The sequence below is a fragment of the Paenibacillus algorifonticola genome (genome assembly GCF_000971975.1).
In the GTDB taxonomy this organism is placed as follows: domain Bacteria; phylum Bacillota; class Bacilli; order Paenibacillales; family Paenibacillaceae; genus Pristimantibacillus; species Pristimantibacillus algorifonticola.
In genome coordinates this window covers 16581-38225 of sequence record NZ_LAQO01000019.1, presented here as the reverse complement: position 1 = coordinate 38225, position 21645 = coordinate 16581, and the positions used below count along the sequence as shown (strand labels likewise).

17 protein-coding genes are annotated in these 21645 nt (G+C 46.1%); 3 read left to right on the top strand and 14 right to left on the bottom strand.

The window, feature by feature from the left end; genetic code table 11:
* Positions 1–3 precede the first annotated feature (3 nt).
* Both WH37_RS23035 and WH37_RS23030 read left to right on the top strand, forming a co-directional pair.
* Positions 4–687 (top strand): ABC transporter ATP-binding protein, encoded by a 684-nt coding sequence (locus WH37_RS23035; RefSeq protein ID WP_046232987.1) that lies wholly within the window; start codon positions 4–6, stop codon positions 685–687.
* Positions 684–3275, top strand: a complete 2592-nt coding sequence (locus tag WH37_RS23030) for an ABC transporter permease (RefSeq protein WP_046232986.1) — start codon at positions 684–686, stop codon at positions 3273–3275. Before WH37_RS23035 ends, WH37_RS23030 begins: the two co-directional genes overlap by 4 nt.
* A 328-nt stretch (positions 3276–3603) precedes the next feature.
* Here the strand turns inward: WH37_RS23030 and WH37_RS23025 are convergent, their stop codons facing one another.
* Positions 3604–4155, bottom strand: coding sequence for a TetR/AcrR family transcriptional regulator (locus tag WH37_RS23025; protein WP_046232985.1), 552 nt, complete (start codon positions 4153–4155; stop codon positions 3604–3606).
* Between the two features lie 148 nt (positions 4156–4303).
* Between WH37_RS23025 and WH37_RS23020 the strand changes: the two genes are divergently transcribed.
* Positions 4304–5227, top strand: a complete 924-nt coding sequence (locus WH37_RS23020; RefSeq protein ID WP_046232984.1) for a ketopantoate reductase family protein — start codon at positions 4304–4306, stop codon at positions 5225–5227.
* A gap of 600 nt (positions 5228–5827) precedes the next feature.
* Here the strand turns inward: WH37_RS23020 and WH37_RS23015 are convergent.
* From WH37_RS23015 to leuB, 13 genes are all read right to left on the bottom strand, one after another.
* Positions 5828–6214, bottom strand: coding sequence for a MerR family transcriptional regulator (locus tag WH37_RS23015; RefSeq protein ID WP_046232983.1), 387 nt, complete (start codon positions 6212–6214; stop codon positions 5828–5830).
* Between the two features lie 73 nt (positions 6215–6287).
* A complete protein-coding gene (locus WH37_RS23010; RefSeq protein ID WP_046232982.1) occupies positions 6288–7268 on the bottom strand; it encodes an aldo/keto reductase in 981 nt (326 codons plus the stop codon).
* Between the two features lie 219 nt (positions 7269–7487).
* Positions 7488–8282: an SDR family NAD(P)-dependent oxidoreductase gene (locus tag WH37_RS23005; RefSeq protein ID WP_046232981.1), complete on the bottom strand. Its 795-nt coding sequence runs from the start codon at positions 8280–8282 to the stop codon at positions 7488–7490.
* A 212-nt stretch (positions 8283–8494) separates the two neighbouring features.
* Positions 8495–9544, bottom strand: a complete 1050-nt coding sequence (locus tag WH37_RS23000; RefSeq protein ID WP_046232980.1) for an AraC family transcriptional regulator — start codon at positions 9542–9544, stop codon at positions 8495–8497.
* Between the two features lie 414 nt (positions 9545–9958).
* Positions 9959–11791 (bottom strand): PAS domain S-box protein, encoded by a 1833-nt coding sequence (locus WH37_RS22995; protein ID WP_046232979.1) that lies wholly within the window; start codon positions 11789–11791, stop codon positions 9959–9961.
* A gap of 174 nt (positions 11792–11965) precedes the next feature.
* Positions 11966–13321, bottom strand: a complete 1356-nt coding sequence (locus WH37_RS22990; RefSeq protein WP_046232978.1) for an MFS transporter — start codon at positions 13319–13321, stop codon at positions 11966–11968.
* Between the two features lie 210 nt (positions 13322–13531).
* Positions 13532–15049 carry a leucyl aminopeptidase gene (locus WH37_RS22985; protein ID WP_046232977.1) on the bottom strand — a complete coding sequence of 506 codons (1518 nt, stop codon included), beginning with the start codon at positions 15047–15049 and terminating at the stop codon, positions 13532–13534.
* An 82-nt stretch (positions 15050–15131) separates the two neighbouring features.
* Positions 15132–16511, bottom strand: a complete 1380-nt coding sequence (locus WH37_RS22980) for an ATP-binding protein (RefSeq protein WP_046232976.1) — start codon at positions 16509–16511, stop codon at positions 15132–15134.
* A 132-nt stretch (positions 16512–16643) separates the two neighbouring features.
* Positions 16644–18098, bottom strand: coding sequence for an anti-sigma factor domain-containing protein (locus WH37_RS22975; protein ID WP_082110967.1), 1455 nt, complete (start codon positions 18096–18098; stop codon positions 16644–16646).
* On the bottom strand, positions 18095–18934 hold the full coding sequence (gene sigI, locus WH37_RS22970) for an RNA polymerase sigma factor SigI (RefSeq protein WP_231594340.1): 840 nt from the start codon (positions 18932–18934) through the stop codon (positions 18095–18097). The genes WH37_RS22975 and sigI overlap by 4 nt, the downstream gene beginning before the upstream one ends.
* A gap of 132 nt (positions 18935–19066) precedes the next feature.
* Entirely contained in the window at positions 19067–19483 is a 417-nt protein-coding gene (locus tag WH37_RS22965; protein WP_046232973.1) for a hypothetical protein, read from the bottom strand.
* A gap of 172 nt (positions 19484–19655) precedes the next feature.
* Positions 19656–20201 carry a peroxiredoxin gene (locus tag WH37_RS22960; protein WP_046232972.1) on the bottom strand — a complete coding sequence of 182 codons (546 nt, stop codon included), beginning with the start codon at positions 20199–20201 and terminating at the stop codon, positions 19656–19658.
* A gap of 143 nt (positions 20202–20344) precedes the next feature.
* The gene (gene leuB, locus WH37_RS22955; RefSeq protein ID WP_046232971.1) at positions 20345–21427 is read right to left on the bottom strand and encodes a 3-isopropylmalate dehydrogenase; all 1083 of its coding nucleotides are present in this window, start codon (positions 21425–21427) and stop codon (positions 20345–20347) included.
* Positions 21428–21645 lie beyond the last annotated feature (218 nt).

Sequence of the window (21645 nt, the reverse complement as noted above, 5' to 3'; positions counted from 1 at the left end):
GCAATGGAAATTTTAAAAATTGAGCATCTGTCTAAAATATACGGCACAGGCGAATCGGCGGTGAAGGCGCTTGACGAAGTTTCTTTTTCGGTCCAAAAAGGCGAATTCGTCGCGATTGTCGGCCCGTCCGGATCGGGGAAATCGACGCTCCTTCATATGCTGGGCGGCGTGGATCGACCGACTGGCGGTAAAGTTTATGTTCAGGATACGGACATGTATGACTTGAACGAAACGCAGCTGGCCATCTTTCGACGCAGGCAAATCGGCCTGATCTACCAGTTTTTCAATCTGATTCCCGTCCTGATGGTGGAAGAGAATATTACGCTGCCGCTCTTGCTGGATAACCAAAAGGTAGATCAAAAGCAATTAGCTGGCCTTGTGCATACGTTGAATTTGCAGCATCGATTAAACCACCTGCCGAATCAGTTATCCGGCGGACAGCAGCAACGTGTCTCGATCGGCAGAGCGCTCATCGGCAATCCTGCGATCATGCTGGCAGACGAACCGACCGGGAATCTGGACAGCAAGAATAGCAGCGAGATCGTCGACTTATTAAAAATGTTGAATAAAACCTATCATCAGACGCTGATCGTTATTACGCATGACGAACGAATCGCCTTGCAAGCCGACAGGATCATTTCGATTGAAGACGGGAGGATTGCCAAAGACGAGGTGATCCGACGATGAACATTGTCAATACACTAACCATCCGGCATCTGAAGCAAAACAAAAGACGAACGCTCGTAACCATCATCGGCGTCATCATTTCGGTTGCCATGGTGACCGCTGTCGCTACGCTTGTTTTTTCCTTTTCGGATTTAATGATCAGGCAAGCCATTGCGGATACAGGGGAGTGGCATGTCCAATATCAAGATGTAACCAAAGAACAGCTCGCGGTGATACAGGGCGATGACGCAGCCAAAACTGTTGCGATCACAAGAGATCTTGGCTATGCCCCATTAGAAGGGGGACAGAATCCCAATAAGCCGTACTTGTTCATCAAGGAATATGATACACAAGGTTTCGCTCAATTTCCAATTGAATTAAGCAAGGGGCGTCTTCCGCAAACGGACAAAGAAGTCGTTATGTCCGAAGCCGTTGCAACGAACGCCAAAGTGAAGTGTGAAATCGGCGATCGTCTAACCCTTCGTGTAGGCGAACGATTCGAGCAAGGGGGTGATCATCCCCTGGATCAGACCGAACCGCTGCGTAGGGAAGACGGCACATTGACCGAAACGTTGCAGCATATAAAGACAAGGGATTATACGGTGGTGGGCTTCATCAAGCGTCCCGTATGGGAAACAGCTTGGGCCCCGGGCTATACGATCATTAGCTATATCGATGAAAACATCATCGGTGCAAACGATCGAGTCAATGCGGCGGTGGTCTTGCAGAAAGTCAATCCGTCCTTGTTCGCTCATGCGGAAAATTTGGCTAAGAGGAACCATATCGAGACGGTCCAATATAATAACGATTTGCTTCATTATTACGGCTTGTCCAATAGCAAAGCCTCGTACAGCATGATGTACTCCTTATCGGTGATCCTGATGGCGGTCATTATGATCGGCTCGGTTTCGCTCATCTATAATGCTTTTGCGATATCCGTCTCGGAACGTTCCCGCCATTTAGGGATGCTCGCGAGCGTGGGGGCTACGAAAAGGCAGAAGAGAAATTCAGTGCTTTTTGAAGGAGTCGTCATTGGCTTGATCGGCATTCCCATTGGCATCCTATGCGGTCTTGCCGGGATTGGGATCACCTTTTGGTTCATGAACGCCATGATTCAAGGGGCATTATGGACCAATGAACAGCTGATGCTCGTCGTCACGCCGTTATCGCTCTTGATTGTCTGTGTTGTCTCGATGTTGACGATTTTCATTTCGACGTATCTCCCGGCGATCAGAGCATCCAAGGTATCCGCCATGGACGCGATTCGCCAAACAACCGACTTAAAGCTTACGGTCAAAGCTGTAAAAACGTCAAAGTTCATTCGCAAGCTCTTCGGCATCGAAGCGGAAATCGGGCTAAAAAATTTAAAAAGGAACAAACGGAGATATCATGCCATCGTATTTTCGCTCGTCATCAGCATCGTTTTGTTTTTAACGGTATCGTTTTTTACCACCGCCATGAAACAATCCCTGGATCTGTCGCAGGAAGGCGTCAATTTCGATATTGAAGTATCGTACAGCAATGGAAAAAGAATAGACGACCGGTTGATACAATCGATTGTATCCCTGGATGGCGTAAAGGAATACAACGTGATTCACGAGTTGTATAAGAACGCTTGGGTCGATGAAGCGTTCATCGCCGATGAATTGCAAGAGAAGATTAAGAAGGATAAGAGTTTACTGCAAGACGGAAAATATCCTTACGATATTAAGATCCATGCATTGAACGATTCGAGTCTGCAAGCCTATGCCAAAGCGGTCGGCGCAGATTACGAACAGCTTACGGATCCGGATCATCCCGCCGCGATCGTGATGGATACGATCCATTACAAAGATATGGGTACGGGAAAATATGTCCAGACGAAGGCCATGTATACGAACGTTGGCCAAAGCATCGAATTAACGAATATCTATAAAGAAAATGGGGGAAAAACGAAAATAAATAAAGTGACCGTTGCTGCATTGACGGATCAAGCTCCTATGGGGATGAACACGACAGGATTAGGCGGGTTAAATATCATCGTTTCGGAACGCGTCATGAATCGACTGGCAGACGACGAGGACATGGCTAACGTTCAGACATACCTCCATTTGAAAAGTACGGAACCGATGAAAACGCAGCAGGAAATCGAAGAGATGCATGAGACCAATCTGAATGCCAACAATTCATATCAATCCAGAAAAAGCGAAGAACAACAGATTCTATTGATGTCCGTCTTTTCTTATGGTTTTATCGTATTGATTTCAGCGATTTCCATTGCGAACATTTTTAATACGATCTCAACGGGTATATCCCTTCGAAAACGAGAATTTGCGATGCTGAAATCCGTTGGCATGACCCCAAAAGGCTTTGCGAAAATGATGAACTATGAAAGTATTTTTTATGGGGTCAAGTCGCTGCTTTTCGGGCTCCCCGTCAGTTTCGTCGTGATGTATCTGATCTATAGGGCATTTGCGAACAAATTTAGCCACGGGTTCACCCTCCCTTGGATGAGCATTCTTTCGGTCATTGTCGCCGTATTTGTCATTGTCGGTTCCGCCATGTTATATTCTGGCGTGAAAGTAAAAAAGGAAAACATTATTGATGCATTAAAAAAAGAGAATATATGATAGCCCATTGGCCCTGACTTGGTTAAAGTCAGGGCTTGCTTCGTTTAGGGGGCTCAACGAGCCGCACCCCATCTATTGCACACGTTAAAGAAAAAGAGATTCAGGCTAAAGGGATCTTCGGGTAGTTTTCGCCGATAGCCCCGTTAAGCTGAACCGTATCACAAATAGAGGCAATTTCTCTGAAGAAAAACTTGCAGAAGTCTGTATTTACAGATTGCGGACCCTTAAGAGTAGGTTAGGTCAGTCTTTATGGAGTATATTGTGTAAACAAGCTTATGCGCGCTTTTTTATTGTTATACAACATATGGATTTGGTTTGAATGACAGACTCATTCTTTAAAATAGGGCGTAATCCCTCTTGAGTACAGGTTCTCCACTAACTTGAAAAATTCTTCTGATGATAAATCCTTTTGACGCTGGATCCAAAGACGAAATAAAGAAAGGGAAGTTGTCAGGTAAAACTCAATTAAGTATGGCGATAAGGAATGGTTTTGCGGAACGTTTAATTCTAATTGATCCAAAGTGATTTCTTTTTTTAAGCGTTTTAAAAAACGGGCACTTCCATAATCACCCAAAAGGGCATTAAGAACCAGGAGATGTTCTCTTTTGTCCAGACAATAGAGCGTATCTTGAACCGTATGCATCGATAGCTCTTTATTCGCCAATTCTTTTTTCATGTCATTCAATAAGTCATTTTCAACAGAGTCTAACAATTCGTAAATGTCAGTAAAGTATTGATAAAAGGTGCTGCGGTTATATCCTGACTTATTCGCAATTTCCTGAACCGAAATTTTCTCAATCGGTTTTTGGCTATATAACTCACAAAAAACTTCTACAAACTTTTGTCTTGTTTTCTCCGTTATTTGGGGTTGCTTTTTCATATTTCCCTCCTACTAGCGAATAAGAATATCATCCGACAAATAATAAAAAACTGATGGTTGATCAAGGAATAATGAAGATTTATAATCACATCATACAACATGTTGTCTGATAATCAAAAGGAAATGTTAATAAGTAGGGGTGGTTTTAATGTCAGCAAATCAAAATAGAATTTTAATTTTTGGTGCAGGTGTCATCGGGAGCATGTACGCAATTAAGCTTATTGAAGCAGGGTTTGATGTTAGCCTGTTTGCACATTCTAATAGATTTAAAACATTAAGAGAAAATGGCCTGCAATATAAAGAAAAAGGTATAGTTAAATCGATACAAGTGAATGTCATTGATACGCTCGAAAATGACGATGTATACGATTTTATTTTCGTTACCGTTCGTTATGATCGGTCCGAATCAGCGTTGTTAGCGCTAAAAGATAATCAAAGCAAAAATATAGTTACGATGACTAGTAATTCAATTGGATTTTCTTCGTGGCTGGATATTGTAGGGGATAGACTCTTACCAGCTTTTCCCGGCTTCGGCGGACAGATTAAAGATGGAGTATTGCATGCTCGATTTCTACCAAAGATTATAGTGGCAACTGCATTTGGAGAAATTAATGGTGTAGTGACAGAACGCATAGAAAACCTCGCAAAATTATTTAAAACAGCAAAGCTTCCCTACGTTATTAAAAAGGATATGCAAGCGTATCTAATCACACATTCCGTATCAGACATTGCCATGTTGAGCGTTTTGCATTCTGAGAATAAGATAATTGACAAAAAAACAGCCAGAACCAGAAAGACGGCACGCAAAATAACAGTCACTTTAAAAGCGTATCTAAGGGCAATACAAAAAGCAGGCGTTTCAATTGATCCACCAATGCTTAAAATGGTGCTTAAATTTCCAAACTTATTTTTGGATCTATTCTTTATGACATGGCTACGAACTAAAATGGTTAGGGATATGATGTTGCCGGATTATGCGAATAATGCTAACAATGAGATTGTGCAGCTGAGTAATGATTTAATGAAATTTTTAAGTCAAAATGATATCAAATCGGAAATACATGTTCAGTAATTTTTTTGTTAAAATATTATGGTAATTTTAAATTTATTTTCATTAAATCCTAACGGGAAACGATAATTGAACAACAACAGCGGCAGTCTAAGACTTTATTTATCAAGTCTTGTTCTGTCGCTGCTTTATTTATTGGACCCAGTCTAAAACTTATTTTTAAGAAGCTGATGATTTTTTAATTCATAAACGTTGTTAACTCAACGACTCTAGTCTAAGATTTTATTTTCACAGAACATTAGCTTCGAACAAAGATCAACTTGGTGGACACAGCAGCCGCTATTTCAACAGAATCACGGGTTATGGCACAGGCTGCGGACTCAGGAGCCGCTAATACGCTGCCGAAAGCCATTTTGACGGGAATAAGAGGGCAATAACGGATTTCCTGTCCGCTTACGACCTCAAATCGTACCAAAAGCCAAAATAACGGAACCTCAGTCCTACAAAAAAAGTTATGAGCGTCCGAGCTGCATGGCCTCAGCCACAGTGGTCTCTGCAACAATCGCATGCTGTGGTTCCCCTGCCTTGAATCATCAGATGAGATTGGCCCCGTATAGGTGCTAAGCAAGGAGCAGCAGGCCGACTCCCGTATGCATATATCCTCTAGTTTTGAGGTCTATTTAGCGTTTTTTCTTTTTTAACGATTGTCTGCTCATATCTTTCAATTTTATCATCCATGCGTTCAAGCACCTTCTTCATATCTTCCATTCTTGCTCTGAGCAGCTTACGCTGATCAATTAGGAGCTCTTTTCTAGCCTCCTTCGTCTCATCACCCTGTTGAAACAACCCAACATATTCAATCAAAACTTCAACTGGAAGACCTGCGCCTCGCATACACTTGATAAATTCAACCCACCGGCAATCTTCCTCCGTGTAGTCTCTGAGCCCGCTTTTATTGCGGTTCACTCGTGGAATTAGCCCAATTCGTTCATAATAGCGAAGAGTATCCTGTGACAACTCAAATTTTTCACTTACTTCTTGTATAAACATGCCGATTCCACCTCCTCATTTAAAATAAAGAACGCCCATGGAAATGGTCAGGCGTTCTTGTCAAATCTCAATATTAAACAGCACCCACTACTGGATGAGGAACATACGGCTCTTCCAGCGACGCGATTTCTTCTGGTGTTAACAGAATGGAAAGAGCAGCTGCCGCATCCTCGAGATGAGATATTTTCGAAGCGCCTACAATGGGACCTGTTACTTGTTCTTTCTGTGCCACCCAGGCAAGTGCGATTTGAGCACGGGGCACGCCACGTTTTTCAGCGATTGCCGCAACACGCTCTACAATCAATCGATCCGTATCTGCTGTCGCATCGTATTTAGATTTCTGAACTTGATCGGTTTCGGAGCGATGTGTCGTTTCCGACCAATCACGCGTCAATCTTCCTGATGCAAGCGGACTGTAAGGAATGACACCGATTTTTTCCACCTTGCAAAGCGGCAGCATCTCCCTCTCCTCTTCACGATAGATGAGGTTTAAATGATTTTGCATCGACACAAACTTGGTCCATCCATTTTTCTCAGCTGTATATAGAGCCTTCTGGAACTGCCATGCATACATAGCGGAAGCACCAATGTATCTTGCCTTCCCAGCCTTCACGACATCATGCAAGGCTTCCATCGTTTCTTCAATAGGAGTATTATAATCCCAGCGATGAATTTGATAAAGGTCTACATAATCGGTTCCCAATCGCTTAAGGCTCTTGTCTATTTCACTCATAATGGCCTTACGGGAAAGACCAGCACCATTTGGTCCTTGATGCATACGGAAATGCACCTTTGTTGCGAGCACAATTTCATCACGATTCGCATAATCCTTTAGAGCCCGTCCAACAATTTCCTCACTTGTTCCGTCTGCATACACATTCGCTGTATCAAAAAAATTAATACCAAGCTCCAGCGCTTTTTTTATAATAGGACGACTGTGCTCTTCATCAAGCACCCATGGATGAACCCACCGTTCTGCTACACCAAAGCTCATACAGCCAAGACAAAGCCGAGATACATCCAAGCCCGTATTTCCAAGTTTCACATATTCCATTTGTTCGTTCCTCACTTTCAATTAAGTACTGTTTCCTTCGTATGTAGTTTATCCTCTGGAGTTAACTCCAAGTCAAGCGATTATATTACATATTCGGTATTAAGCTATCCTGCCGGTAGCTTAATATTTCAGTACAGATAAAAATATAAGAACCCTGAGATTAATCTCAAGGTTCTTCGAGAAGGGTATGCAAAGGATAGAATAGGGAATAGCAAAACATTAATAAATAGTCGGCACCATTCCCCCATCCATACGGATTGGAGAACCTTTAAATGCGGATGCATAAGGACTGCATATAAATGCGGTCAGCCTGCCTATTTCAATAGGCTTGATAAATCGCTGTATTTCAGATTGAGGCAGGTTTGTAGTCATAAATGTCTTCTCTTTTTCTGAAAAAGTCATATCCTCATCAGGGTACATGCCCTCGATGATTTGATGCACTTTTTCAGAGAGTGTTGGCCCTGGCATGATCGTATTGACTGTAACTTCTGTTCCTACTGTTAATTTAGATAAGCTTTTTGACAATGATAACAGCATTGATTTTGTCATACCATATTGAGGCATTAGCCCTGAAGGCATAATGGCTTCTTCACTCGCAATAAAGATAATGCGGCCATAATCCTTTTTCAACATTTTAGGCAAATAAAATTTTGATAAGCCATTTGCAGCAAGAACATTCGTACGGAAGTATTTTTCCCATACTTCATCGTGGGCGTCCTCATATTTCATGATTTCATATATACCCATATTATTAATCAGAATATCAATGTTGGGGTATTTTTCAAACAAAGCTTCTCTTTGTCCCATATCCACAATATCGGCTGTAGCATTTTGAGGAGAGGTAGCCGGGAAGGCTGACTTTATTTCATTTACAGTTCGCTCTACCTCTTCATTGTTTCGTCCATTAATAAGTACATGAACACCTTCTTTGGCAAGTTCAACAGCAATGGCTTTACCTATACCTTTCGTTGATCCTGTAATTAAAGCTGTTTTATTATTTAATCCCATATCCATAACATAATTCTCCTTTTCATTTACGTATAAATGATGGCAAGCTGATTAGCAGTCATTTTTAAAACAGTCCCTCACTCCGGATAGTGATTATATTACCTTGTCTGAATTGTTCAGTAACTAGCCCATTGCGCCAAAGTTCTTGTTGAACACGCCAAATAATAAAACCCAGCAAATACTAGCTCTCAGTCTAGTCAGCTGGGTTGTGAATACTATTAATGAATAGTCGTCCTGTCTAGCCGTTCTTGTGATACCGAGTTTGCACCTAAATGCTCTGTACGCCAATTTGAAGGTGTATCACCTTCCCAAAGGCGGAAAGCGCGGTAGAACGAGTTCTGGTCTTCATATCCAATTAAGAAAGCCACTTCCTTAATATCGAGCGAGGGGTCTGCCAAGTACGCTCTTGCCTGCTCATGTCTAGCTTGTGTCAACAAATGCTTGAAGCTCGTGTTTTCATCAGTAAGTCGGCGCTGCAAGGTGCGATCGCTCATACGCAGCTCCTTCGCAACCGTCCTAATGTCGGGGCACCCTCCAGTGAGGCTGCGTTTCATGATCCATTTGACCCTCTCGGCCATTGAACGGCTGCGCTGCTGTTCATTGAGCGATCGGTCCAAAGCTGGAGTCAGAATCTCCAGCAGCTCTTCATTGTATGAGACAAAGGGGCGATCCAGATCCCTTCGATGCAGCGTCAATCGGTTACATTTTGCACCAACGAGGATCGGGCAGCCGAAATAAGCTTCAAGAGCCTGTACATCGCCCATTGGGTGGGAAAATTCGACGAACTGCGCCGTCAAAGGTTGGCCTGTGCCCCGGCGCCCAAGCTCCAGAAGAAACGCCAGCGTGATACCAACCAGCATCGACGGGCCGGGTTGCTCGGTATACAGCCATTCCAGTGCGATTGTACAGTGCTCGCCTTCCTCCGTGATACGTAAGCTTTCGGGGGGACACAGCTTTTTGTAGCGAACCATGCGGTTTAGAGCGTCACGGTAGTCACGAGCGTGGTAAGTGGCCAAGACGGTCGGTGGGTACTTCGCTGCTTCAAAGACGGTCGCAAGCTTGATGATTCCTATGGCAGTGTCACCAATGAGGTCGGAATAAGCCTGCCAGATCGCGAAATATTGGGCGGTGGTGACTACTGGTTCAGTAATAATGGTGAGCGGAAGTCGTGCTTGGCGAGCTACGTCGTGGGCGGCAATCCCTAATTGACGTAATCCTTCCCAAAATCCTGGCGGGATTTTAATGCGGTCAGAAGTATGAGTCTTCATCTATATGGCCCTCCTCTAGCTGCTTACCTATTCATTAAATTTGGTTGTGATTGGGTGTCCTGCCTTGTTGATGGGACAACTATTATAGTAGCTATCTTTGTACACATAACAATACTCTTATGTCCGTTAAGATGTCTACTTTAACGTAATAAACTGAGCAGCTTCATAAAAATAGTCATAACAAAAACTAAGTTTTGTTGATCGTCCGTTCAGCCTCCTCTGCCCGTATAACACAGAAATAGACAAAAAACCTTCAGCACTTCGCGGGTAGTCGCGAAACTGAAGGCTTTTCACTCCAAAATGGATAAGCTATTTGTGTATAAAATACTTGTCTAGCAAAGTGAGGCTTTCCTTTGCCGCCAGAGAACAGCGCATGCCGACTGCGCTTGGTATGAATGAGGGAACAGGGCAAAATTAATTTATTTCTGCGATTATAGGCTTAGCCAGCGGCAGCGTAATTTGCACCTCCGTGCCTTCGCCATGTCGACTATTAATATGTAGAGTGCCATGATGGGCCTCAATAATTCTGGAGCTGATCATCAGCCCAAGGCCCGTGCCTTTTTCTTTTGTCGTAATAAAGGGCTGCCCAATTTTTCCAATAATGGAGTCGGTCATCCCTATCCCCTCATCGCGAATCGTCAAGCAAACGCTATCAGGAAAGTTTGAGCGAATAGCAATCGTAACGCGGCCGCCATCAGGCATCGCTTCGATCGCATTTTTGATTACATTAATGAATACTTGCTTGAGTTGATTGGCATCTGCATGAATGATCATCAAGCAGTCTTCCACCTGCGTCTCAATATCCACATTCGTCATAATCGCCTGCGTTTCCAGCACCGAAATAACACCGCGCAAAATATGTACCAAATTCTCATCGTTGAATCTGGTAAAATGCGGCTTCGCCAAAGTCATAAATTCATTGACGATTAAATTAATTCGATCCAGCTCATTGGACATAATATCGAGATACGAGATATAACCTTCGTTTTTGGTTTTCAGCAATTGAGTAAAGCCCTTGAGCGCCGTTAGCGGATTGCGAATTTCATGGGCAACGCCCGCAGCAAGCTGGCCAATAACCGACAGCTTCTCGGAACGCACCAGCATATCCTCCGATCGCTTGCGGTCGGTCAAATCCCGGATTACCGTTAAAACAACCCGTTTGCCCATATAGTTATTAATGCGGATGCTCGACATTTCAACATCTATCGTTTGCCCGTCCCTGCATATAATTTGCAGCTCCTCAAACTGGCTCGGCTCTTCATCGAACATAATCAGATCCAGCTTTCTAAGCGAATCCTCATGATCGTCAGGATGAATATATTCAAATACCGAATGCCCAATTACTTCGTTTTTGTCATTGGCCTGAACGAGCTTGATAGCCGAATTGTTGGCGTAAATAATTTTTCCGTGATCACTTAGTACGATCGGCTCTGGCAGCAGCTTCATGACACGCTGGTACATCTCGGCGCTTTCCCGCAAGGAACGCTCAAGCGCTACCGATGAGGTCACATCCTTGGCCGAGCCCAGCATCGCCGTTCTGCCTTTGTACATAATAAGTGAGAGATTGACTTCCAAATAAACGAAGCCGCCATCCTTCTTCTTCCCGCGTACGGTAACCGTATAGCGGGGCTCACGCTTTTTGATCAAAATTTCCGCTACCTGCCTCTTAATGGTGAACAGCTCAATCGCATCAATGTAATCGGCAGTTCGCAGCTTGACAAATTCCTCCCTCGTGTAGCCGAGCATGGCGGACATATACGAGTTGATATAGACAATTTTGCGGTCCTGCCTGACAAAAACGCCGGCTAGCACATTTTGCGTCAGGTGGCTGTAAAGCTGCTCCGTCTCCCGAAGCGCCTTCTCGGTCTGCTTGCGTTTCGTAATATCCCGCTCAATGGCAACGATTCCGGTCGTCTTGCCGCTGCTGTCTCGAACAGCCGACAAAGTAATACTAACATGCAGATGCTTGCCGTTCTTGCACAGCTTTGGATATTCCACTGCGGCTACCTTCTTGCCCTCAATCACCTGGTCATATAGCCTGGCATACTCCTTATACAGATGAGCCGGACCGACGGGAAGCTTCCTGCCTACCAGCTCCTCCTTGGTCCAGCCATACATCTGTTCAAAAGCTGGATTGACATCCAGCACGATACGCTGTAAATCGACAATAACAATACCATCTGTTGTCTCTTCCCAAATGGAGTTCATATAGGTATGATACAAGTCCGCACTTACATAGTCGCTCATCCGAACCCTCCACTTTCAGCCCTATTCCGTCCTCATGAGTTGTAAATTCAACATTGGTTGTTAACTTCCCTGCTAGTGTATCTAGATTTATTGGAAAATAAATATATTCCTCCCTGTAAGACGGTTACTCTTTTATAAAAAAATAGAAAACCACGACAGGTTTCACGACACGTATTATGCAGCTTGACGGGAAGCCTGACGAGCTGCGCTGCGTGTGTAAAGCAGCGAACTGACGACCGTGCACAGTACAATAACCGACATGCCCCATAAAATATGATTGAATGCCTCTGATTTCGCCAGCTGCGCCTGCCATACGATAGCGGTGCCAATCAATGCGGCAGTCAATGCGCCACTGAAAAACTGTGCAAGCTGGAATAATCCCATGCCTGCTCCAATTTCCTTTTGCGGCAGCAACCTTGACATCTCATTGGACACGCTGCTCGTTAAGGCGGAGAAACTTACACTAAGCAGCATATAGATGACGAGAATCGCCCAATAGGAATGAACGGCGCTAAAAGCAAGCGCGAGCGAGGCAGCCAACAGGCCGATCGGCGCCAGACGGATAAAGAAACGATTGCCAAGCCGGTCAATTGTACTGCCGATGTATCTTGAGGCAACCATCGTCGCCAACGAGCCTGGGAATACGATCAAGCCGGACTGGGCAGGCGTTAAATGATACACGCCAGCGAGCACCTGTGGAACGAGAAATAACGCGGCGAAGTTGTTCATGTATGAGGTAACGCCCAGCATGCCGAGCAGCATGTAAGGCTTATTGCGGAACAAATCCGGCTGGACGAAAGGATCCTTCGCCTTGTGGATTCGCCACCAGAACAAAGCCACCGCGACAACACCAATGATTAAGGCGACCAGGCTTCTGCTCGTCAAGGCAAGCAGGAGACCCGTCGTTCCGATTCCAATGAGCAGCGCGCCAGCTACGTCGAACGAGCCGCTTTTGCGGCTTTCAGCCGGAATCATTTTATAGAACATGGGAATGAGCAAAATCATAATCGCAGTAACCGCAAATAAATAATGCCAGCCCAAATATTCGACGATCACACCGCCGATAACCGGACCAAGTCCAAGCCCTAACGAGGTCGCGGACATAATAAGCGCCATCGCCCGACCGCGGCGGTCAGCGGGAATAAACCGTGTAACGAGCACGATGCCAAGCGCGGCAATCGCCCCTGCTCCCGTTGCCTGAATAAGACGCGCAGCCATGAGCAATAGAAAGCTGTTGCTGAAAAATCCGATAATCGACGCCACGCTAAGGGAAGAAAGCGCAATGAGAAACAATAGCTTCATCGGTATAAAATCAGAAAGCCTGCTGTACGTAATCGAGGCAATCGCGAACACAATGGAATAACCGGTTACGATCCATGAGGTCGCAATCGCTGAGAGGGAAAATTGCTTCTCCACATCCGGCAGCGCCAGATTAAACATCATTGTATTCATAACTACCAACGTTAAAGCAAAGCTAAGTAGTAAAATGACCAGACCCTCTTTTTTCAGGCCCGCTTCTCCGTTATTCATGCTGCTTCAAAACTCCTCGTCCACTGCTTTATTTTTTATATATAGTAACATTTACGTAGTTGGTTATGCTATGTATTTTTTTGAATGCAGGAAGATGGAAAAAGAGAAGCAACGACCGCTGCAGAGGAATAGCCCACTGCTTCGGTCGTTGCTTTGGTTTAAGCCACTTTCTTGCTGTCCGTCGCGCTGCCCTGCTGCTTAACCTGCGCTTTACGCTTTGGCGTGCATCAGCTCGACGAGCGTACGCACCATAACTCCTGTGCCGCCTTTCGGCTCCAGCGCCTTCGCCGACTCGCGGAACGATACGCCCGCAATATCAAGATGAACCCAAGGCAGCTCCTCAGCGAATGTGCCGATGAACAAACCGCCGGTGATGGTGCCAGCTTCACGGCCGCCGCTGTTTTTCAAATCTGCCGCTTCACTCCGAATTTGCTTCTTATATTCTGGATAGGCCGGAAGCTGCCATACGCGCTCGCCTGCGCGCTCAGATGCTTCGCGCACCTGCTGCATGAGCCCATCATGGTTCGTCACCGCTCCTGTTGCTTGCGAGCCGAGCGCCACCGATACCGCGCCTGTCAGCGTCGCGACATCAACCAGCTTCGTTGCTCCGCGGCGAATGGCCGTCGTAAGCCCGTCGCCAAGCACCAGCCTGCCTTCGGCATCGGTGTTCACCACTTCTACCGTCAGACCGTTCATCATCGTAATGACATCGCCTGGCTTAAGTGCGCGATCCGATGGCATATTTTCCGCCGATGGAATAACCGCAATAATATTCACCGCTGGCTTAAGCTCGCCAATCGCCTGCATCGCGCCAAGCACTGCCGCTGCGCCGCCCATATCGGCGATCATCTCCTCCATGCCAGGCGCACGCTTGAGCGAAATGCCGCCTGTATCAAAGGTAATGCCTTTTCCGATCAGCCCCCAAGTCGCTTGTTCGCCTGGCGCCCCCTTATAGTGCAGTACAATCATACGCGGCGGGTTGATGCTGCCTTGGCCGACGCCAAGCAAGCCACCCATGCCCTGCTCGGCCGCCGTCCACTCGTCAATAATTTCAATGTCAAAATCATACTGCCGGGCAAGCTCCTCGGCATACGTAGCAAGACCTTCAGGCACGAGCTTATTGCCCGCTATATTCGTCAAATCACGGGCGCTGATTACGCCATCGGCACAGGCAACGCCGCGCGTTATCCCTGCGATCCATTGCTCGCTGAAATCAGAAGCAGCATCTTGCGCCGATGTCCCCGCGATTGAGAAATACACTTTACCGATTGCATAACGCGTCTTCACTTCGCGTTTCTCTGGCAGGCGGTCATGCACCGCCAGCTTAAGCCCTTCAGTCAGCGCCTGAGCCGCTTGCTGCTGGGAGAGACCTTCCGCTTCCACCGCTGATAGCGGCAGCACAACATGCACCGATTGCGCTTTTATGCGTTTCAATGCTTTGGCCGCTGTTGCAGCTGCAAGGCGCAAGCCGTCTGCGCCGGATTGCTCCTCATAGCCGACCGCAATGACATGCTCAGCAGAAGGATACAAGCCCAGCGTCTGAATGACGTGAGCCTGCTCTGCCTCTCCTTTGAACAGTCCTTTAATAAACAGGCTGCGAATGGCCTGATCAATTTGCGGCAGCAGCCATTCGGCTGAAGCATCGCCAAGCTCACGCGTGCTAATGAAACGAACGACTGCATCTATTGGTTCAGCACCTGGCGTTCCGTATGTAAAGAATGTACTCATGGTCAATCATTCCTCTCCTTTTGGCGCCTCCCGCCATAAAGATGACAAAAAAATCGGGGGGCATACCCCCGATTTTAATCATTTATTCCGCTAATGGCAAATAAATAATGAATGATGTGCCGCTGCCTACGACGCTATCGACGCGAATAGAGCCGCCATGATTGCGGATAATCCGGTAACTGACAGATAAGCCGAGGCCTGTCCCTTCTTCCTTGGTCGTAAAAAAAGGATCAAATAATCGAGCTAGCGTCGCCTTATCCATTCCCTTCCCGTTATCCTTCATCGTAATCTCCACATAAGAGCCATCGGCTCTCGTTGACAACTCAATAATGCCGATATCATCGCTTTCCCGCTCCGCTACCGCATCAAGCGAGTTTTTTACAATATTGAGAATGACCTGTTTGATCTGCTTCATATCGATGGAGGCGATCAATGCATATTCATCCCCTTCGAGCTGCAGCTCGATCTGGCAATTGCGCATAAGCGCCTCGCTCTCCGTAAGCAGCGCAACTTCTTTAATCAGCAAATTAATGGAAAACGCTTTCTTTAATGGGGCTGATGGCTTGGACGAATTCAGAAACTCGTAAATAATATCATTAGCACGATCAATTTCGGCTAAAATAATCCGGGCATATTCCTCCTTGCCCATTTGCAGCAAATACGGACGCAGCAGTTGGATAAAACCGCGTATAGACGTCAGCGGATTGCGAATTTCATGAGCGATGGCAGCCGCAATTCGGCCAAGCATGGCTAGCTTGTCATTTTGTAAAGCCGTTTGTTCAATCTGCTTGTACTCAGACACATCTTTGACACTGAATAGAAAATCACCTTCAAGCTGATCGCCGTAGGTGACCGTTACGAGTAAATGATGGCCATCCTTATCCTGAAACTCATAATTCCGCGTGCGCCGAAGCAGCATTTCCTTGTACAGCCGTAAAATCATTTTCCGTGTATACCGACTTAGCTGCGGATGCCGTAAAATTTCAGGCAAGTTGCAGCCCACCAGCGTTTTGCGGGGAATGTCTAGATGCTTCGCCATTTGCAAATTAATGAATGACAAAATGCCTTCACTGTCAAACAATGCGATGCCGCTGTCCATATGCTGCAGCACATTTTCATACTTATTTTTGACCATTTCAAATGAACGATTGGAACGGAGCAGCATTTCCCTCATTTCCGTAAACTTCTGATCATTGGTTTGATTCGCCAGTAAGTGAAAACGATACGCAACCATAAATTCAATCAAAAAAATGAACGAACGATTGTACATTTTGACTGCTTCTTCCGAGTCCACATTCGATACTAATGTCTGCATGCAATCCTCATGGATCGCAATGACATCATCAAGTTGGATTCCCGTTAACTCTTTGCCTAGCTCTGCTGCTTGATAAAGAGAACCTTCCTTATCACTACGTATGTATTCGGCAAGCGCCGGGAAATAACGCTTTCGCATCATCTGCATCCTCTACTCCCCCCCGGCAGCATCAATGGACAACGCTAATTCAAGCTATACTCATCATAGATTTTGGATGTCCTTCATGTCAATGAGAATATTTGTCGAAAAATGGTATTTTTACAACGAATTGGACGAATCCTAAGCTGTCTGCTGCCAGCTGTTTGTATTTTCCACGTTTGTTCGATAGCTAAAGTAGACCTGACCGCCCCAAAAGGTCGTTTTGATGCGCGAATTGCGCTGCTCTGAATCGGTATGCCCCGTTTTATTTTTTTCGTTCCCCTTATTTTCACCACTGGTCTTCTTGCAGCTATCCTTGTCTTTATTTTTGTCCGTATCCTTGTTTTTACCGTCTTTATGGCTGTTGTTTTTGCCATCATTGTTATTTTCATTGTTGTTTTCATCTTTATTTTTATTTTTGTTTCCCTGGTTATTTTCTTGCTTATCGTTATTTTCATGTTTGTTTTTGTCTTTGTTCTTATCTTTCTCTTTGTTCTTATCTTTGTCCTTGTCTTTGTTGATATCCACCTTATCTTTTTCTTTATCCTTGCCGTGCTGCCCGCTCTTGCCATTATCCTCCTGCTTGGCTGGTGTCTCATTGCCAGCTGCCTCAGCAGTCGGTTTAGGAGGCTTTGGAGTTGCTGTCTCCGCAGGCTTCGAAGAAGCCGCAGCGTCCGTCACTGAGCTTACAAGAATCGGCGCAGGAGTTGGAGAAGCTGCTGGCTCAGCAGAGGCGCTATCCACAACCGGCACGGAGGATAGCACCGCCTCTTGCTTTGTTTCCGCCTCAAGCAAGCTTCTCAGGCTTTCTTTGGTCGATTTATCGGCATGCTTCATAATCGTTTTTACACCGCCAAGCGGCTCGGTTATCATGCTGATGGAATGCTGCTGGAAGTTCTCCAGCTCAAGGTCATAACCTTCATCCTTGGCCATCAAATAAACCGCCATCTTGCCCGAGGACAGGCCGTACGCCTCCGCCGCATCCCGCAGCTCTACCGGGGCGGACAGCGTCATAATTTCTACAGCCGCCTGCATATGCCCATCCGCCACCATTTCCGTCAAAGCCTTATTAAGCTTGCTGGAAAATAAAACATCCAACTGCGGATCATCACCGCCAATGACTACACTCGTAACTACGATATCCTGCACCTTATCATCAAAATAGTGCATACCCGCAATTTTTTGCATAATAGCTGTTGTGACCAGCGCAAGCGATTTATTTTTGTAGGACACTCCGGCGATGAGCTGCTTCCCTGCCTCATTGAACGCATGCAGCTCCTGCACCTGCTCACGGCTGTCGATGCCGATTTCAATGCTTGGATTAATGTCCATGCTGAAATAAGCCACTACTGGATGCTCGCCGCTCTGAACATACAGCAGCACAGGCAAAATAAGCAGTACGATAGCCGCAGCCACTCCGGTTCTCCACAGCAGCGCTTTTGGCCTCTTGCGCCTTGCCCTCTCCTCCTGCTGGATCACAATTTCATCGCCAACCTGAACGTTGCGAGGAAGCGCGGTATTGATGAATCTGCCATCCGCCGTCAGCACAATTGCCCTATTCTTTTGTATCTGCATTACGACGCCACGGTTCATCATTCTGCCTCCTTGCTCGCTTCTCGCTGCCAATCGTCCAGATCCAGGTAATCTTTCAAAAACGGGTACGTTCCCCTTAAAATACAAGCAATGGCAATCATATATTTACGATTGCGCTCAATCGTCTTGCGTGACAAGCCACTCGCCTCCGTCAATGCTTTGACCGGCAGCTTGCCTGTCAGCTTTAATTGGCCAAACATCGCGGTATCCTCCGCTAATATCGCTGCTGTTCGCATCAGCATTTTGCGTGAATCTGCATGCTTGGGTGAAGCTTCAACCAGTTCGGCGAACGATACGCCGTATTTCAGCAGCTCCTGATTAAATTCGCCCATCTCCAGTCGGCGCTCATCCGCCGTGCTGTTCAATTCATAAGCAGCCAGCGCCTGCTTCATTTCAACAGGATTGTAAAGCTGCTCCTCATCGTCTAAACGCTCGAACGAGCTATATGGAACCGAGGATAGATGGCGCTGCTCACGGCGCACATAGTCAATTAGACGGCGTCTGATGACCGTCTCGGCAAAACCAAGAAAAGATCTGCCAGATTCCGGCGAAAATTGGCTAATGGCCTCGTTAAAGGCGATTAATGCCACGCTATATTCATCATCCCTGCTCGCATTGACATAACGTTTGCAGAAGCGGCTTGTCACTTTTGCAATGTATGGCTTATAGCTTGCAATGAACCGCTCCCGCAGCAGCGCGTCTCCTTGCTGAATTTGCAGGACCGTCTGCTCCGGCGTCAGGGATAGCTTTGATTTCGTATTTTTTAATAATGATTCCTTCGCGTTCGCTTCTACGGTGTCGGTGGGTACGGTTTTCCGCAAGAAACGCTTGAATAACACAAGTAGCAACCGTTCCACCTCTCATTCATAGGTTTCGGTCAATCTGTTTCGCTTAAGGGGGTAGGCCCCGAAATTTATGAGAAAAATGAAAAAGCCCCCAAGCGGAGGCCACATTTCATAAAATGATTCATTTTAGACTGATGTTCGCCGCTCTTTAAGCTTATTGCGCCGGCTGCTTAATATAGCCAGACGCTTCTTTAATTCACCTTGCCATGCGATGTCGTCAATTTGTTTCGCAAAGCTGAGCAAATCAAGCGATATGTCAATTTGGCTCAGTACGACATCCATCGGATCTTCACTTTCATGATTCACGCAGTTTTCCAGCAGTTCCTTGCCCTCTTGCTCCACATACTCCTGAAAATCAACCTCAGCGGCGCCGTCTCCATGTGCGTATTCAGCCAATATTTCATACTCATTTTCTACCAAGTGGTGAATTTCCACACGGTTGCATACCGGGCAGAACAGAATAGGCACGTTATGGATATGTGTCCGAAAATGCTTTAATGTCCCTTTGGTACCAATCATACTAGCTCCACAACAAAAACTCATCGACGACGACCTCCTTAGCTGTTGCCAGTTCGCAGCAAGCACGTTTCGTTTGACATAAACTTATTCGCTTTACATACGTACAATTCCTGCTTTTTGCGAAATAGAAAAGCCCGCGCCAATATTTGGCACGGACTCTTCGTCTTAGCTTCTGCTAAAGAAAAGCAATTTTGGATTAAACAGACAGCGTTTGCTGACCTGGTTTCCAGTTCATTGGGCAAAGTCCGCCGGATTGCAAAGCTTGCAATACACGAAGCGTTTCATCTACGCTGCGGCCAACATCGTTATGGTTAACGACTTGGTATTTTACTTCGCCTTCTGGATCGATGATGAACAGGCCGCGAAGCGCGATACCTTCTTCTTCAATCAGAACGCCATAATCTTTAGCGATTTTTTTCGTGATATCAGCAGCAAGAGGGAACTCAAGCTTGCCAAGACCATTATCGTTAACGGATGTATTAATCCATGCTTTGTGGCTGTGCTGGCTGTCTACGCTCACACCAAGAATTTCAGTGTTGAGCTTCTTGAACTCAGCAGCAGCAAGGCTCAAAGCTGTAATTTCAGTCGGGCAAACAAAAGTGAAGTCAAGTGGATAGAAGAACAATACCAACCATTTGCCTTTGTAGTCTGCAAGGGATGCTTTGCCGAAACCTGAACCATCACCGATTGCTGTTTCTGCTGTGAAATCTGGAGCCGGGTAACCTACCAAACGTTCTGCCATAATTTGAAATCCTCCTTGAGTTTTAATGATGAGCATGTATCGATGCATTAACATCGGTGAATATCGCTATCTATTGATAAATATTATCACTAGATTATATTGAAGTCAAGATTGTATTTAATATTTTTTTGTAATTATTATAATTAAGATTTTTTCAGCGCTGCAATGATCAAATCGCCCATTGCCGTTGTGCCGATAGCTTTGCTCTTATCGACCGCGATATCGCCTGTACGGTGTCCTGCATCCAGCACCTCTTTAACAGCATCCTCGATCGCTTGCGCTGCATCGTGGTAGCCGAAAGTCAGACGGAACATCAACGCTACCGAAAGAATCGTTGCGATTGGGTTCGAGATGCCTTGCCCAGCAATGTCAGGAGCGGAACCGTGTACCGGCTCGTAAAGGCCAAAGCTGCCTTCGCCCAGCGAAGCGGAGGAAAGCATGCCGATGGAACCAGTCAGCATAGCTGCTTCATCGCTCAAAATATCGCCAAACATGTTTTCCGTTACGATAACGTCAAAGCTCGATGGACGACGCAGCAATTGCATCGCGCAGTTGTCTACAAGCACATGCTCCAGCTCAACCTCTGGGTATTCAGGAGCAATCCGGTTAACGACTTCACGCCACAGGCGGGAAGTTTCCAGCACGTTTGCTTTATCAACGGAAGCCAGACGTTTGCTGCGAGTCATCGCAATGTCGAACGCTTGGCGAACGATACGCTCAATCTCTTGTACATTATATACGCAAGTATCAACCGCTTCTTCGCCGCCAGCACCTTCACGACGGAATTTCTCGCCGAAGTAGATGCCGCCAGTCAGCTCGCGCACAACGATCAGGTCAGTGCCTTCCAGCACTTCAGGCTTAAGCGTGGAAGCTTCCTTCAAGCAGTCAAATACAGTTGCCGGACGAATGTTGGAGAACAGGCCCAGCGCTTTGCGAATGCCGAGAAGGCCAGTTTCTGGACGAAGCTCCTTGGAGTTGTTGTCCCATTTCGGGCCGCCAACAGCACCGAGCAATACAGCGTCAGCATTTTTACAAAGATCAAGCGTCTCTTGCGGCAATGGCGTTCCTTTCTCATCAATCGCAATACCGCCGAACAGACCGTGCTCGGTTTCGAACTGATAGCCGAAAAGCTCTTCTACTTTTTTCAATACTTTAAGCGCTTCGCCTACGACCTCTGGACCAATACCGTCGCCGGCAACTACTGCAATTTTTTTAACTTCTGACATTGTTGTGTAACACTCCTTATTTTTGAGCTCGGATGAGCTATTCTCATTCTGTTATCATTTGTACCATATTTCAGTGCCGAAAACAAAGATATAAAATCTATGGTCTTTATAGGCAATGCTTATAAAGGCTATTGGACACGCATATGCCGCATGGCAGAACGCAAGGTGAAACGGCGGTCGCCGTCCTTTGGCGGCGCGGCGCGTTTCAGTCCGAGAAA